Here is a 13,835-nt window from a genome sequence, read left to right as displayed (position 1 = left end):
TCCGTGTCAGGCACCAAGGCCAACCCCATCGGCATCACCAACCCGCCGATCGACGAGCTCCTCACGCACGCCGACTCCAAGTACTCCCTGGTCCTCTACTCGGCCAAGCGCGCACGCCAGATCAACGCCTACTACGCGCAGCTCCAGGACGGCCTGCTCGAGTACGTCGGCCCGCTCGTCGACTCCGAGGTGCACGAGAAGCCCCTCTCCATCGCCCTGCGCGAGATCAACGGCAGCCTGCTGACCTCAGAGAAGATCGAGGACTGAGCCACCCGTGCGCGTCGTCCTCGGTGTGGCGGGCGGCATCGCGGCATACAAGGCCTGTTCGCTGCTGCGCCTCCTCGCCGAGGCGGGGCACGACGTCACTGTCGTGCCGACGGCGGCCGCGCTGAAGTTCGTCGGCGCCCCCACGTGGGCGGCGCTCTCCGGCAAGCCCGTGAGCACCGACGTGTGGACCGGCGTCCATGACGTGCCACACGTGCGCCTCGGCCAGGAGGCCGACCTCGTCATGGTCGCGCCGGCCACCGCTGACCTCCTCGCGAAGGCCGCGACGGGGCAGGCCGATGACCTCCTCACCAACGTCCTGCTCACGGCTCGCTGCCCGGTCGTCATGGCCCCGGCGATGCACACGGAGATGTGGGACCACCCCGCGACCCAGGCCAACGTCTCGACACTTACCGAGCGCGGCGTGCACATCGTGCCGCCGGCCAGTGGTCGCCTCACCGGCAAGGACACCGGGCCCGGCCGCCTTCCGGAGCCCGAGGACCTGTATGCCGTGTGCGAGCGTGAGCTTGCCCGCTCGGCCTCCGCTGCCGGCTCCGCTGCGTCGGCTCAGGGGGCAGCGGGAGCGTCCGCGTCCGCAGACCTCAGGGGTGCGCTGACCCCGGAACGACGGGGTGACCTCACGGGTCGACGCGTCGTCGTGAGCGCTGGAGGCACCCGTGAGCCGCTGGATCCGGTGCGCTACCTCGGCAACCGAAGCTCCGGCAAGCAGGGCCACGCACTGGCCGTCGCCGCCGCCGAGCGAGGTGCCCGGGTGACCCTCGTGACGTCCGCCGCAGCCGACCTGCCCGGCGTCGAGGTCGTCCCCGTCGAGACTGCGCTGCAGATGCGCGGGGCGGTCCTGGCGGCGGCCGCGGAGGGCGATGTCGTCGTCATGGCCGCCGCCGTCGCCGACTTCCGTCCCGCGACCTATGCGCCCGCCAAGATCAAGAAGACCCACGCGACCCACGTCGACGGCACCGACGACGACTCCGCGCCGACGATCACTCTCGTGCGCAACCCCGACATCCTCGCCGAGCTCGTCCAGACGCGTGGCGCCTCCGACAGCCCGGTCATCGTGGGCTTCGCCGCCGAGACCGGTGACGACGACGGCTCGGTGCTCGACCACGCGCGGGCCAAGCTCGAGCGCAAGGGCTGCGACGTGCTCGTCGTCAACGAGGTGGGCGAGGACAAGACCTTCGGCGCCGACGACAACACCGTCACGATCCTGCGCCGCAGCGGTGGGCAGTCGGTCGAGGTCGGTCCGGCCACCAAGGCGGTGGTCTCCGACGCTGTCTGGGACGTCGTCGCCACCCTCCTCTGAGCCGGGAACGCGACCGCGCGAGGTCGAGGTAGCGCGACACGCCGCGCGCCCACGCGCACCACGGCGGGTGGTGCTACTTCGAGTGGTGTGGCGCCTGGGCGACGTCCGCGTTCGCGGCGCGTGCCCCGCCAGCTGATGGGCCGCTTTCCCATCAACCGGCGCGACCGGCTAGATTTGGCCGTCGCGCCGCGCCGGTGCGTCGAACCGTTCCCGCATGAAGGAGTATCCCGGGTGGCTGCACGCCTGTTCACGTCCGAGTCCGTCACCGAGGGTCACCCCGACAAGATCTGTGACCAGATCTCCGACTCCATCCTCGACGCCATGATCGAGCAGGACCCCCGGGCGCGGGTCGCCGTCGAGACGATGGTCACCACCGGCCTGGTCCACGTCGCGGGGGAGGTGACGACCGAGGCCTACGTCGAGATCCCCAAGATCGTCCGTGACACCGTGCTCGGCATCGGCTACGACTCCTCGACCAAGGGCTTCGACGGCGCCTCCTGCGGGGTCGAGGTCTCCATCGGTCAGCAGAGCCCGGACATCGCGCAAGGTGTCGACACGGCATACGAGAGCCGCACCGGCGCCGTCGACCCGCTCGACAAGCAGGGCGCGGGCGACCAGGGCCTCATGTTCGGCTATGCCTGCGACGACACCGCCGAGCTCATGCCGCTCCCCATCTATCTGGCCCACCGCCTGGCCGAGCAGCTCACCGCCGTGCGCAAGAGCGATGAGCTCGCCTACCTCCGCCCCGACGGCAAGACGCAGGTGACCATCAGCTACGAGGGCGACAAGGCGGTCAAGCTCGACACCGTCGTCCTGTCGACCCAGCACGCCGACGGCATCTCGCTCGACGGGCTGCTCAGCCCCGACATCGAGAAGCACGTCATCGCACCGGTGCTGGCCGAGCTCGCCGAGTCCGGCACCGACCTCGACACCTCCGACTACCGCTCGCTCATCAACCCGACCGGGACGTTCGTCATCGGCGGGCCCATGGGCGACGCCGGCCTCACCGGCCGCAAGATCATCGTCGACACCTATGGCGGCATGGCCCGTCACGGCGGCGGCGCCTTCTCGGGCAAGGACCCGTCCAAGGTCGACCGCTCGGCCGCCTACGCCACCCGCTGGGTCGCCAAGAACGTCGTGGCCGCGGGGCTCGCCCGTCGCTGCGAGGTCCAGGTCGCCTACGCCATCGGCAAGGCGCAGCCGGTCGGCATCTATGTCGAGACCTTCGGCACCGAGACGGCACCGGCCGACAAGATCCAGGACGCGATCCTCTCCGTCTTCGACCTGCGCCCCGCCGCGATCCTCGACGCGCTGGACCTCCTCCGCCCGATCTACAAGACCACGGCGGCCTACGGCCACTTCGGTCGCACGTCGGCCGAGGGTGTCCACAACCCGTTCACGTGGGAGCGCACCGACCGTGTCGACGAGCTCCAGCGCGCGGTCAAGGGCTGACGGACCCGACGGACGACCCAGCCGGGCCCGCCGCTCCTCGTTTCACGACGAGAGCGGCGGGCCCGCTTGTCTGCGTGGCGCTGGGGCAACCCGGGCCCGGCCCGGCAGTGTCCGGTGCGTCGTCTAGTTTCGGGGGATGACCGAGCGGGACGAGGGGACGCAGCTGGAGCTCATCCAGCCCTCTGCCCGCACCCGGCCGAAGCCCAGGACCGGCGGCGAACCCGTCGCCGAGGTCGACCCGGTCGCCTCCGTCCTCGTCGACACCGGGCTGGCCCACCTCGACCGACCGTTCGAGTACCTCGTGCCCGCGGCGATGGCTGCCGAGGTCGTGCCCGGCGCTCGGGTCAAGGTCCGCTTCGCCGGGCAGGACCTCGACGGTTTCGTCGTCTCGCGTGCGGCCGCCGCCGAGCACGAGGGGAGGCTGGCGACGATCCGGCGGGTCGTCTCTCCCGAGGCCGTGCTCACACCGGCCGTGCTCGCTGCGGCCCGAGAGGTGGCCCGGCGCTATGGCGGTGTGGTCGGCGATGTCCTGCGCCTCGCCGTGCCACCCCGGCACGCAGCGGCGGAGAAGGCCCTCGCGCTCGCCGCACCCGACGTCGACGCCGTGCCGACCCTCGAGTCGGTCGCCTGGAGCCGGTATGCCGGCGGGCCCGCCTTCCTCTCCCGGCTCGCCGCAGGCGGTGCCCCCGCGACGTCGCTGCTCGCGGCGCCGGCCACCGACCCGGTGCAGGACTGGCCGAGACTGCTCGCGGATGCCGCAGCGGCGGCTCTGGCGGGGGGTCGGGGCAGCATCATCGTGGTCCCCGACGCCCGCGACGTTGCTCGCGTCGAGTCCGCGCTCACCGACCGCCTCGGCAAGGGCCACCACGTCCGCCTCACCGCCGACCAAGGGCCGCAGGCCCGCTACACGGCATACGTCAAGGTTCTGAGGGGACACGTGCGGGTGGTCGTGGGCACCCGCGCGGCGGTGTTCGCCCCGGTGCGCGACCTCGGACTCGTCGCCTGGTGGGACGACGGCGACGACCTCCACGACGAGCAGCGCGCGCCCTATCCGCAGGTCCGTGAGGTCGCCCGGATCCGCGTCGGGATCGAGGGCGCCGCGCTGCTGAGTGCCGGCTTCGTGCGGACGGCTGCCCTGGCGCGGTGGTGTGCCGATGGTGTGGCTGTGCCCCTGGAAGCCGACCGAGCCGTCGTGCGGCGGGTGGTCTCGCGGGTCCGGGTGGCCGGCGAAGGGGCGGACCTCGCCCGCGACCCCGCCGCCGCGCGTGCCCACCTGCCCTCGGCCGCGTGGCAGGTGGCCAAGGAGGGCCTGACCCGAGGACCGGTGCTCGTCCAGGTGCCGCGTCGTGGCTATCTCCCCTCGCTCTCGTGCCAGGACTGCCGCCGCCCGGCGCGGTGCGGCGTCTGCGCCGGCCCTCTCGGGCTGCATGGGCCGGGTCAGCCCCCGACCTGCCGCTGGTGCGGGGCCGTCGAGACTCGGTTCGAGTGCCCCCACTGCGGCTCGCCGCGGCTTCGCTCGTCGGTGGTGGGCGCCCGGCGCACGGCGGAGGAGCTGGGGCGCGCGTTCCCGGGGGTGCCCGTGACGACCTCGGGCGCCGGAGCCGTCGTCGACCACGTGGACTCCCGGCCGCGACTCGTCATCTCGACGCCGGGCGCCGAGCCGGTGGCGGAGGACGGGTATGCCGCCTGCCTCCTCCTCGACGCCTGGGCGCTGCTCGACCGCCCGTCCCTCGACGCGGCCGAGGAGTCCTTGCGACGGTGGATGAATGCCGTCGGGCTCACTCGCGGCGCGGCTGACGGGGGAGTGGCCGTGCTCGCCGGCGTCCCGACCCACACGACGGTCCCCGCGGTCGAGGCACTCGTGCGCTGGGACCCCGCGTGGTTCGCCGACCGTGAGCTCGGCGAGCGCACGGAGCTCTCGCTGCCGCCGACGGCTCGCGTGGCCACGCTGACCGGGGCGCGCTCGGCCCTCCAGGCAGCCGTGGCGGAGATGCGGCTGGGGGAGTCGGTGCGTGTCCTCGGCCCGCTGCCGGTCGATGCCGACACCGAGCGCCTCGTGCTGAGCGCGCCGCTGCCCGACGGGCCCGCGCTCGCTGCCGAGGTGGCGGCGATGCGGGCGCGCCGATCTGCGCGCAAGGACTCGGCCCCCCTGACGGCGCGGTTGGACCCGCGCGATCCCGCGAGCTGACGCGTCAGCGGGCCGCTCGACCCGACGTCGTGCCGCTCCACCCGAGTTGCCGGCTCGGGTCCAGCGGCCCTTGATGGGGTGACCCGATCATGCGGCCGCAGGCGGGTGTGCGGCGGGTTCGTAGACTGCCCGCGTGACGAGCGACGTGTGGTGCATCCGATGAGGCTGGTCTTCGCCGGCACACCCGAGACCTCCCTGCCCTCCCTCGAGGCGCTGCTCGCGTCGAAGCACGACGTCGTGGCCGTCCTCACGCGGCCGGACGCCCGTGCCGGGCGGGGTCGCACCCTGCACCCGTCGCCGGTCAAGGCTCTGGCGCTCGAGCGGGGCATCGAGGTGCTCACCCCGGGGAGTCCTCGCGATCCCGACTTCCAGGCCAGGCTGCGCGAGATCGCGCCGGACGCGTGCCCCGTCGTCGCCTACGGAGCCCTGCTGCCACGCGACGTTCTCGACATCCCCACCCATGGCTGGGTCAACCTGCACTTCTCGGTCCTGCCGGCCTGGCGAGGAGCGGCTCCGGTGCAGCGCGCCATCATGGCCGGCGACGAGGCGACGGGGGCCACGACCTTCGTCATCGAGGAGGGCCTCGACACCGGTCCGGTCCTCGGGCTCATGACCGAGACGATCCGCACCGACGACACATCGGGCACGCTCCTCGAACGCCTCGCCCAGGCCGGTGCCGGGCTGCTCGTCGCGACGATGGACGGACTCGAGAGCGGCGACCTCCACCCCGTGCCACAGCCCACCGAGGGCGTCTCGCACGCCGCGAAGCTCACGACCGCCGACGCCGAGATCTCCTGGAAGACACCGGCGTATGCCGTGAGCCGACACGTGCGTGGGTGCACTCCGGCTCCCGGTGCCTGGACCACCTTCCGGGGCGAGCGCCTGGGAGTCGGCCCGGTGTCCCCTGCGCCCGAGGACGCGCTCGCCACCCGGGAGGCCTCAGAGCCGTTGGCGCCGGGGGAGATCCACACGACCAAGAACGCCGTCCACGTCGGCACGGCGAACGGCGCCGTCACCCTGGGTGAGGTGCGCCCACAGGGCAAGAAGCCCATGGCGGCCGCCGACTGGGCTCGAGGCGTGCGCATCGACGCGGGTGAGGCCCTCGGCCGCGCCACTACGCTGACCTGATGCCCGCACCCGACTCATCCCAGCCCCGACGCCCGCATGGCCGCTCGGGCCCTCGCGGCAGCCAGCGCTCCCTGCAGCGGCCGAGCGAGCGGGCCAAGCACGCCGAACCGGCACGCCTCGCGGCATACACGCTGCTCCGGGCCGTCGACGAGGGTGCCTACGCGAACCTCGAGTTCCCGGCGATCATCCGACGCCACCGACTGGACTCGCGAGACGCCGCGTTCGCGACCGAGCTCGCCTTCGGGACGCTGCGGATGCAGGGCTTCTACGACGCCGTCATCGAGCGCGCGGCCAGCCGGCCCACCGCCAAGATCGACAGCGGGGTCCTCGACGTCCTGCGGCTGGGCGCCCACCAGCTGCTCGGCATGCGGGTCCCGTCGCACGCCGCCGCCGACCAGACCGTCGGACTCGCGCGCACCGTGAGCGGCGCCGGTGCCAGTGGTTTCGTCAATGCCGTCATGCGCCGGGTCAGTGAGCGCACCCGCGACGAGTGGCTGACCGAGGTCGTGCCCGAGGGCGGCTCGACCGCCGCTCTGGCGGTGGAGTACTCCCACCCCGAATGGGTCGTGACCGCCATGCGCGGTGCCCTCCTCGCCGGGGGGCGCGCCAACGCTGACACCGTCGACGGCGAGCTGCGCGAGCTCCTCGACAGCGACAACACGCCGGCCAAGGTCAGCCTCGTGGCCCGCCCCGGCCTCGCGACCGTCGAGGAGCTCGTCGACGCCGGCGCCACGGCGAGCACCACCTCGCCCTTCGGTGCCGTCCTCGAGCACGGCGAGCCGGGCGCCATCGCCGCGATCCGCGACCGGCGGGCCGCGGTGCAGGACGAGGGGTCCCAGCTGCTCGCGGCCGCCCTCGCCATGGCGCCGGTCGATGACGACGTCCCGAAGCGCTGGCTCGACCTCTGCGCCGGGCCCGGTGGCAAGAGCGGCGTCCTCGGCGCGCTCGCCGTCGAGGCCGGCGCCGACCTTGTCGCCGTCGAGATCAGCGAACACCGCGCCGACCTGGTCCGCAGCACGCTCGAACCCGTCATCAGCCTGGCCGATGCAGCCGGGCGACGCGTCGACGTGCGCACCGCGGACGGCCGCGAGGTCGGGGAAGCCGAGCCGGCGGCATACGGGCGCGTTCTCGTCGATGCGCCGTGCACGGGACTCGGCGCGTTGCGTCGCCGACCCGAGGCGCGGTGGCGTCGCCAGCCTAGCGACCTCGTGCAGCTCGGGCCGCTGCAGCGCGACCTGCTCCGCAGCGCGCTCGACGCCGTCGCGCCCGGTGGCCTCGTCGGCTACGCCACGTGCAGCCCGCACCCGGCCGAGACGACGTTCGTCGTGCGCGACGTCCTCAAGAGGCGTGACGACGTCGAGGTCGTCGACGCCCGCGAGCTCTTCCGCGACGCGTCGGGTGCCGTGCTGCACGATCTCGGCGACGGGCCCGGGGTGCAGCTGTGGCCACACGTCCACGGCACCGACGCCATGTTCTTCACGCTGCTGCGCAAGACGCGCTGACCCGGGGCAGGAGCCTTCACCCCTAGGCTGCTCGGGTGCAGATCTCACCGTCGATCCTCTCCGCCGACTTCGCCAACCTCCAGTCCGAGCTCGACGCGATCTCGAACGCCGACTGGGCGCACGTCGACGTCATGGACAACCACTTCGTCCCCAACCTCACCCTCGGTCTGCCGGTCGTCGAGGCGCTGCTCAAGGTGTCGCCGATCCCGATCGACTGCCACCTCATGATCGAGGACCCGGACCGTTGGGCTCCTGCCTTCGCCGAGGCCGGTGCGCAGTCGGTGACCTTCCACGTCGAGGCCGCTCGTGACCCACGCACCTTGGCACGCACGCTCCGCTCGGCCGGGGCGCGGGCCGGCCTGGCGATCAAGCCCGGGACCCCCTGGGCGCCCTACGCCGACCTGCTGCCCGACCTCGACATGGTGCTCGTCATGACCGTCGAGCCCGGATTCGGGGGTCAGTCGTTCATGGCCGACCAGATGTCCAAGGTCGCCGAGGTCCGCGCGGCCGTCGCGCGCCACGGCGGCGAGGTCTGGATCCAGGTCGACGGGGGAGTGTCGGCCACGACCATCGAGCAGTGCGCCGAGGCCGGCGCCGACGTGTTCGTCGCCGGCTCCGCGGTCTACGGCGCGGACTCGGCGGCCACCGCCATCGACGAGCTACGGGCCCTCGCCACGAAGCACACCCACTGACCATGGCCGCCCAGGCGCTGGAGTCACTGGCGGCCGGTGAGACCCTGCGCGGTCGCGAGGTCCTCGGCGAGGAGCTGAGCGGCCTCAGCTGGGAGAGCGCTGCGCTGCTCGGCTGCGTCTTCGAGGAGTGCACGTTCACGAGCTGCAACTTCTCGATGACGGCCCTGACCGACACCCGATTCGTCGAGTGCAGCTTCGTCGGGTGCAAGCTGCTGGCGGTCAACTGGACCGCCACTGGCGCGGGGTCGCTGCTCGCACAGCCTTTGCGGTTCGAACGGTCCCGTCTCGACGGGACGACGTTCGCCGGTGTGGATCTCACCGGGTTCGTCTTCCGCGACTGCATCCTGCGAGACGTCGACTTCACCGAGACTGACCTGCGACGGGTCGACTTCGCTGGCTCGGACCTCTCGGGGGCCCGGTTCGACGGCAGCGACCTGCGGGACGCCGACCTGCGCGGCACTCGTGGCCTGGCGCTCGACCCCCGCGCCAGCAAGCTCTCCGGCGCCAGGCTCGACCTCGACTCCGCCCCGGGGCTCCTCGACGTCTTCGGCGTCACCTTCACCTGAGCCCACTCACGCCTCGTGTGTATGAGGCCACGCCCTGACGCGGCGCCATACCCACAAGGCGGGGTGCGGGTGGGCGATCTCACCGTGGACGGAGGTTCGATCCACGGAGCCACTGCGGCATACTGGTCGATGACGTGCTCCGGGGTCGGTGCAATTCCGAACCGGCGGTGACAGTCCGCGACCCGACCGCAGCCAGCGGCCGGTTGACTGGGTGGAACTCCCAGACCGACGGTGAGAGTCCGGATGGTAGGCAGCACGCGACAGCGGGACCTTTCGAGGTCGCGCCGTCCGGCGTCATGCGCCGACGGCAGCCGCTGCACGTCCCCCGGAGCTCGACTTCACGGTCTCGAGCACGAGGGCAGGACGATGACGCGACAGAGCAGGAGCGACGAGCAGTGGATGCTGCGCGCCCTCGCGGTCGCCGCCAACGGGCCGGAGGCCGACGCCAACCCACGCGTCGGCTGCGTCCTCGTCGACCCCGACGGTGTCCTCGTCGCAGAGGGCTGGCACGAGGGCGCCGGCACCCCGCACGCAGAGGCGGCCGCCCTCTCGACCGCGGGCGAACGCGCGGCCGGGTGCACGGCATACGTCACGCTTGAACCCTGCAACCACACCGGGCGCACCGAACCGTGTTCGAGCGCCCTGGCCGCGGCGGGAGTCGCACGCGTCGTGTATGCCGTGAGCGACCCGAACGCCGCGGCCGCCGGTGGCGCTGCCCGCCTGACAGAGCAGGGCGTCACGACCGAGGGTGGCCTCCTCGAGGTCGAGGCAGAAGCACTCAACCGCAGCTGGCTGCACCTCATGCGCACCGGCCGTCCCTGGGTCACGTGGAAGGTCGCCACGACCCTCGACGGACGCAGTGCCGCAGCCGACGGCACGAGCCAGTGGATCACCGGCCTCGAGGCCCGAGCCGACGTGCACGAGCAGCGGGCCGGCAGCGGCGCGATCATCGTCGGCACGGGCACCGCCCTCACGGACGACCCGCACCTCACCGCACGCCGCCCTGACGGCACGCTCCACGACCGCCAGCCCCTGCGCGTCGTCATGGGTCAGCGCGACCTGCCCCCCGACGCCCACCTGTTCGACGATGCCGCCGAGACCGTGCACCTGCGCACCCGCAGCCCGCGCGACGTCCTTGCCTTCCTCGCCGGGCGCGAGGTCCACCGCGTCTGGCTCGAGGGCGGGCCGACCGTGGCCGCGGCGTTCATGGCCGACCACCTCGTCGACGAGATCGTCGCCTATGTCGCCCCCGTGCTGCTCGGCCGCGGCCGGCCCTCGGTCAGCGACCTCGGCATCACGACCATCGCCGACGCCCTGCGCCTGGAACCCACCGACACCCGGATCGTCGGCCGTGACGTCCGGATCACCGCCATCCTGGAGGAGTCCCGCTGATGTTCACCGGAATCGTCGAAGAGCTCGGTCAGGTCGAGCACCTCGCCCGCACCGAGTCCTCCGCCCGGCTCACGGTCCTCGGGCCGCTCGTCACCAGCGACGCCGTGCACGGTGCGTCGATCGCCGTCAACGGCGTCTGCCTCACCGTCGTCGAGCACGACGCCGAGGCGGGCTGGTTCTCCGTCGACGTCATGGCAGAGACGTTGTCCCGCAGCGGTGTCGGTTCGCTGGTGCCGGGCGCGCGCGTCAACCTGGAACGCGCCATGTCAGCCTTTAGCCGGTTCGGTGGGCACATCGTCCAGGGCCACGTTGACGGCACCGCCACCGTGGTCGAGCGCGTGGCCGACGAGCACTGGGAGGTCGTCACGTTCACCCTCCCCGGCGACCTGGCGCGCTACGTCGTCGAGAAAGGCTCGGTCACCGTGGACGGGGTCAGCCTCACGGTCGCGGCCGTCACCGACGACACCTTCAGCGTCTCGCTCATCCCCACGACCCTCGCCCTCACGACCCTCGGGCTGCGCGCCGTCGGCGACACCGTCAACCTCGAGGTGGACGTCCTCGCGAAGTACGTCGAGCGCCTCCTCACCCTCCCCGGCGCCGACGGCCTCGCCCATCCCGCCCACCAGCCCACCACCAGCCCAACCACCACGGAGGTTCTCGCATGAACTGGCTCGAGCGGCTCTTCGAGGCCCAGCTGACGATCGGCAGCTCGCACATCCTGTGGCGCGAGATCGTCGGCAACGTCTTCGGGTTCGCCTCCGCGATCGGTGGCATGCGTCGCCGCGTGTGGGCCTGGCCGGCCGGCATCGTCGGCAACGCCCTGCTCTTCACCGTGTTCTTCGGTGTGGCCTTCGCCAACCCGCAGCACCAGACGCTCTACGGCCAGGCCGGGCGCCAGGTCTTCTTCATCATCACGAGCGTCTACGGCTGGTGGCTCTGGCAGCAGCACCGCAAGAACCGCGGGGCCGACGCGCCGGCCATCACCCCACGCTGGGCCACGATGCGCGAGCGTGCGGGCTACGTCGGCGTGTGGGTCGGTGGAGTCCTCATCGGACAGTGGATCTTCGCGACGATCGGCGCCGAGTGGCCCGCCCCCCGTTGGTACTTCTGGTGCGACGCGTGGATCTTCGTCGGCTCGATGCTCGCGACCTATGCGATGGCCCGCGGCTGGAACGACTTCTGGCTCATGTGGATCGCCGTCGACCTCGTCGGCGTGCCGCTCCTGTGGCACTCGAAGTTCTATCCGTCCGCGGTCCTGTATGCCGTCTACGGCGTCCTCGTGCTCTACGGCTTCACCGTGTGGCTCAAGGCCTCACGCGAGGAGAAGGATCCCGAGCGCCAGCTCGCAGAGGTGCGCTCATGAATCGCTTGTCGAGCATCGAGGACGCCCTGGACGCGCTGCGAGCCGGTCGACCGGTGCTCGTCACCGACGACGAGGACCGCGAGAACGAGGGCGACGTCATCCTGGCCGCGCAGACCCTCACCGACGAGTGGATGGCGTGGACCATCCGTCACTCGTCCGGCTATGTCTGCGCGCCCGTGCCCACCGAGGTCGCCGACCTCCTGGACCTGCCGCTCATGGTGAGGGACAACGCGGACCGGTTGCGGACGGCATACACGGTCACGGTCGACGCCGCGCAGGGCGTGACGACGGGCATCAGCGCGGCCGACCGCGCCCACACCGTGCGCCAGCTCGCCGACCCGACGGCCACCGCCGGGGCCTTCACCAGGCCCGGTCACGTCGTGCCGCTGCGGGCGCGCGACGGAGGGGTGCTCGTCCGTCGGGGACACACCGAGGCCGCCGTGGACCTCTGTCGGCTCGCGGGCCTCGAGCCGGTCGGGGCCATCGCCGAGCTGACCCACGACGACGGCACGATGATGCGACTGCCCGCGGTCCTCGACCTCGGCGCCGAGCACGACCTGCCGGTGATCACCATCGATCAGCTCGTCGACCACCGTCAGCGCCACGACCGGGTCACCCGCCACGCGACGACGACGCTGCCCACCCCAGACGGTCTCTTCACGGTGCACGCCTACCGCGACACCCTCACCGGCGACGAGCACCTCGCGCTCGTCAGCCCGCGCGGCCTCGGCGACGGTCCGGTCCTCACCCGGCTCCACAGCGAGTGCCTGACCGGCGACGTCTTCGGGTCGGCCCGGTGCGACTGCGGCCCGCAGCTGCGACGCGCCCAGGGCCGTGTCGCCCGCGAGGGTGGAGTCGTCGTCTACGTCCGGGGACACGAGGGTCGCGGGGTCGGCCTGGCCGACAAGATCGCCGCGTATGCCGTGCAGGACACCGGAGCTGACACCGTCACCGCGCAGGTGGAGCTGGGTCTGCCCGTCGACGCACGGGACTACTCGGCGGGCACGGCGATCCTGCACGACCTCGGCGTGCGCGCCGTGCGGCTGCTCACCAACAACCCCGACAAGGTCGAGGCCGTGCGAGCAGCCGGCATCGACATCGCGACCATCGAGCGCCTCCAGGTGGCCCCCGTCCCCACGAACGCCGCCTACCTGCGCACCAAGCGCGACCGGCTCGGGCACGACCTCGTCCTCGACTCCCACGACGCCTCGGAGGCCAGCGCATGAAGGCCGGAGCACCTGACGTCCGGGCCGACGGGGCGGGTCTGCGGGTCGCGGTCGTCGCCGCCTCCTGGCACAAGGCCGTGATGGACGGGCTCGTCGAGGGAGCCCTCGCAGCTCTCGCCGAGGCGGGGCTGCCCGACGTCCGCGTCGTGCGAGTGCCCGGCACGGTCGAGCTCTCCGTCGCCTGTGCCCGGCTTGCGCCGAGCCACGACGCGCTCGTCGCGCTCGGAGTCGTCATCCGCGGCGGGACACCGCACTTCGACTACGTCTGCAGCGGGGTCACCCACGGCCTCACCGACGTGAGCATCCGCACCGGCGTGCCGATCGGCTTCGGCGTCCTCACCTGCGACACGGCCGAGCAGGCCCTCGCGCGGGCCGGGCTGCCGGGGTCGAGCGAGGACAAGGGCGCGGAGGCTGCCCTGGCCGCCGTCGCGACCGCCGTGACGTTGCGGGACCTCGCTCCTCGTACGATTGACGCGTGAAGACCTTCGACGCGCTGTTCGCCGAGCTCACCGACAAGGCCGCGACCCGTCCGGAGGGTTCGGGCACCGTCGCGCAGCTCGATGCCGGCGTGCATGCCATCGGCAAGAAGATCGTCGAGGAGGCCGCCGAGGTCTGGATGGCCGCCGAGCACGAGAGCGACGAGCGAGCGGCCGAGGAGATCTCCCAGCTGCTCTACCACCTGCAGGTCCTCATGGTCGCCAAGGGTCTGACCCTCGACGACGTCTACACCCACCTCTGAGA

The 13,835-nt window shown here is 72.3% G+C and carries 14 protein-coding genes and 1 riboswitch; all 14 genes read left to right on the top strand.

Annotation, left to right across the window (positions count from 1 at the left end; translation table 11 throughout):
* Positions 1–3: 3 nt before the first annotated feature.
* The 14 genes from rpoZ (at position 4) to ACFQW8_RS17785 (ending at position 13,833) form a co-directional block, all read left to right on the top strand.
* Complete coding sequence (gene rpoZ, locus ACFQW8_RS17850; RefSeq protein ID WP_380089698.1) at positions 4–267, top strand: DNA-directed RNA polymerase subunit omega; 264 nt, start codon at positions 4–6, stop codon at positions 265–267.
* Between the two features lie 7 nt (positions 268–274).
* Positions 275–1,585 carry a bifunctional phosphopantothenoylcysteine decarboxylase/phosphopantothenate synthase gene (locus ACFQW8_RS17845; protein ID WP_380089697.1) on the top strand — a complete coding sequence of 437 codons (1,311 nt, stop codon included), beginning with the start codon at positions 275–277 and terminating at the stop codon, positions 1,583–1,585.
* 231 nt (positions 1,586–1,816) lie between these two features.
* Positions 1,817–3,037: a methionine adenosyltransferase gene (gene metK / locus ACFQW8_RS17840; RefSeq protein ID WP_380089696.1), complete on the top strand. Its 1,221-nt coding sequence runs from the start codon at positions 1,817–1,819 to the stop codon at positions 3,035–3,037.
* A gap of 136 nt (positions 3,038–3,173) precedes the next feature.
* Positions 3,174–5,225, top strand: a complete 2,052-nt coding sequence (locus tag ACFQW8_RS17835; protein WP_380089695.1) for a primosomal protein N' family DNA-binding protein — start codon at positions 3,174–3,176, stop codon at positions 5,223–5,225.
* 159 nt (positions 5,226–5,384) lie between these two features.
* A complete protein-coding gene (gene fmt / locus ACFQW8_RS17830; RefSeq protein ID WP_380089694.1) occupies positions 5,385–6,353 on the top strand; it encodes a methionyl-tRNA formyltransferase in 969 nt (322 codons plus the stop codon).
* The gene (locus ACFQW8_RS17825) at positions 6,353–7,855 is read left to right on the top strand and encodes an RsmB/NOP family class I SAM-dependent RNA methyltransferase (protein ID WP_380089693.1); all 1,503 of its coding nucleotides are present in this window, start codon (positions 6,353–6,355) and stop codon (positions 7,853–7,855) included. Before fmt ends, ACFQW8_RS17825 begins: the two co-directional genes overlap by 1 nt.
* A 35-nt stretch (positions 7,856–7,890) precedes the next feature.
* Complete coding sequence (rpe, locus tag ACFQW8_RS17820; RefSeq protein ID WP_380089692.1) at positions 7,891–8,547, top strand: ribulose-phosphate 3-epimerase; 657 nt, start codon at positions 7,891–7,893, stop codon at positions 8,545–8,547.
* Between the two features lie 2 nt (positions 8,548–8,549).
* The gene (locus tag ACFQW8_RS17815) at positions 8,550–9,113 is read left to right on the top strand and encodes a pentapeptide repeat-containing protein (RefSeq protein WP_380089691.1); all 564 of its coding nucleotides are present in this window, start codon (positions 8,550–8,552) and stop codon (positions 9,111–9,113) included.
* A 130-nt stretch (positions 9,114–9,243) separates the two neighbouring features.
* Positions 9,244–9,374, top strand: a riboswitch (FMN riboswitch).
* 105 nt (positions 9,375–9,479) lie between these two features.
* The gene (ribD, locus tag ACFQW8_RS17810; protein WP_380089690.1) at positions 9,480–10,505 is read left to right on the top strand and encodes a bifunctional diaminohydroxyphosphoribosylaminopyrimidine deaminase/5-amino-6-(5-phosphoribosylamino)uracil reductase RibD; all 1,026 of its coding nucleotides are present in this window, start codon (positions 9,480–9,482) and stop codon (positions 10,503–10,505) included.
* Positions 10,505–11,170, top strand: coding sequence for a riboflavin synthase (locus ACFQW8_RS17805; RefSeq protein WP_380089689.1), 666 nt, complete (start codon positions 10,505–10,507; stop codon positions 11,168–11,170). The genes ribD and ACFQW8_RS17805 overlap by 1 nt, the downstream gene beginning before the upstream one ends.
* Entirely contained in the window at positions 11,167–11,868 is a 702-nt protein-coding gene (gene pnuC, locus ACFQW8_RS17800) for a nicotinamide riboside transporter PnuC (RefSeq protein ID WP_380089688.1), read from the top strand. The genes ACFQW8_RS17805 and pnuC overlap by 4 nt, the downstream gene beginning before the upstream one ends.
* On the top strand, positions 11,865–13,094 hold the full coding sequence (ribB, locus tag ACFQW8_RS17795; RefSeq protein WP_380089687.1) for a 3,4-dihydroxy-2-butanone-4-phosphate synthase: 1,230 nt from the start codon (positions 11,865–11,867) through the stop codon (positions 13,092–13,094). The genes pnuC and ribB overlap by 4 nt, the downstream gene beginning before the upstream one ends.
* Positions 13,091–13,573: a 6,7-dimethyl-8-ribityllumazine synthase gene (ribH, locus tag ACFQW8_RS17790; protein ID WP_380089686.1), complete on the top strand. Its 483-nt coding sequence runs from the start codon at positions 13,091–13,093 to the stop codon at positions 13,571–13,573. The genes ribB and ribH overlap by 4 nt, the downstream gene beginning before the upstream one ends.
* Positions 13,570–13,833, top strand: a complete 264-nt coding sequence (locus tag ACFQW8_RS17785) for a phosphoribosyl-ATP diphosphatase (protein ID WP_147065431.1) — start codon at positions 13,570–13,572, stop codon at positions 13,831–13,833. Before ribH ends, ACFQW8_RS17785 begins: the two co-directional genes overlap by 4 nt.
* The last annotated feature ends 2 nt before the right edge of the window (positions 13,834–13,835 follow it).

This window comes from Knoellia altitudinis, assembly GCF_042666355.1.
In the GTDB taxonomy this organism is placed as follows: domain Bacteria; phylum Actinomycetota; class Actinomycetes; order Actinomycetales; family Dermatophilaceae; genus Knoellia; species Knoellia altitudinis.
This window is presented reverse-complemented; position numbering and strand designations above follow the sequence as displayed.

Excerpts from the sequence above, each read along its gene's own strand:
- ACFQW8_RS17835 (WP_380089695.1), top strand. The coding sequence starts at position 3,174 with ATGACCGAGCGGGACGAGGGGACGCAGCTGGAGCTCATCCAGCCCTCT.
- fmt (WP_380089694.1), top strand. The coding sequence starts at position 5,385 with ATGAGGCTGGTCTTCGCCGGCACACCCGAGACCTCCCTGCCCTCCCTC.
- ACFQW8_RS17825 (WP_380089693.1), top strand. The coding sequence starts at position 6,353 with ATGCCCGCACCCGACTCATCCCAGCCCCGACGCCCGCATGGCCGCTCG.
- ACFQW8_RS17815 (WP_380089691.1), top strand. The coding sequence starts at position 8,550 with ATGGCCGCCCAGGCGCTGGAGTCACTGGCGGCCGGTGAGACCCTGCGC.
- ribD (WP_380089690.1), top strand. The coding sequence starts at position 9,480 with ATGACGCGACAGAGCAGGAGCGACGAGCAGTGGATGCTGCGCGCCCTC.
- ACFQW8_RS17805 (WP_380089689.1), top strand. The coding sequence starts at position 10,505 with ATGTTCACCGGAATCGTCGAAGAGCTCGGTCAGGTCGAGCACCTCGCC.
- pnuC (WP_380089688.1), top strand. The coding sequence starts at position 11,167 with ATGAACTGGCTCGAGCGGCTCTTCGAGGCCCAGCTGACGATCGGCAGC.
- ribB (WP_380089687.1), top strand. The coding sequence starts at position 11,865 with ATGAATCGCTTGTCGAGCATCGAGGACGCCCTGGACGCGCTGCGAGCC.
- ribH (WP_380089686.1), top strand. The coding sequence starts at position 13,091 with ATGAAGGCCGGAGCACCTGACGTCCGGGCCGACGGGGCGGGTCTGCGG.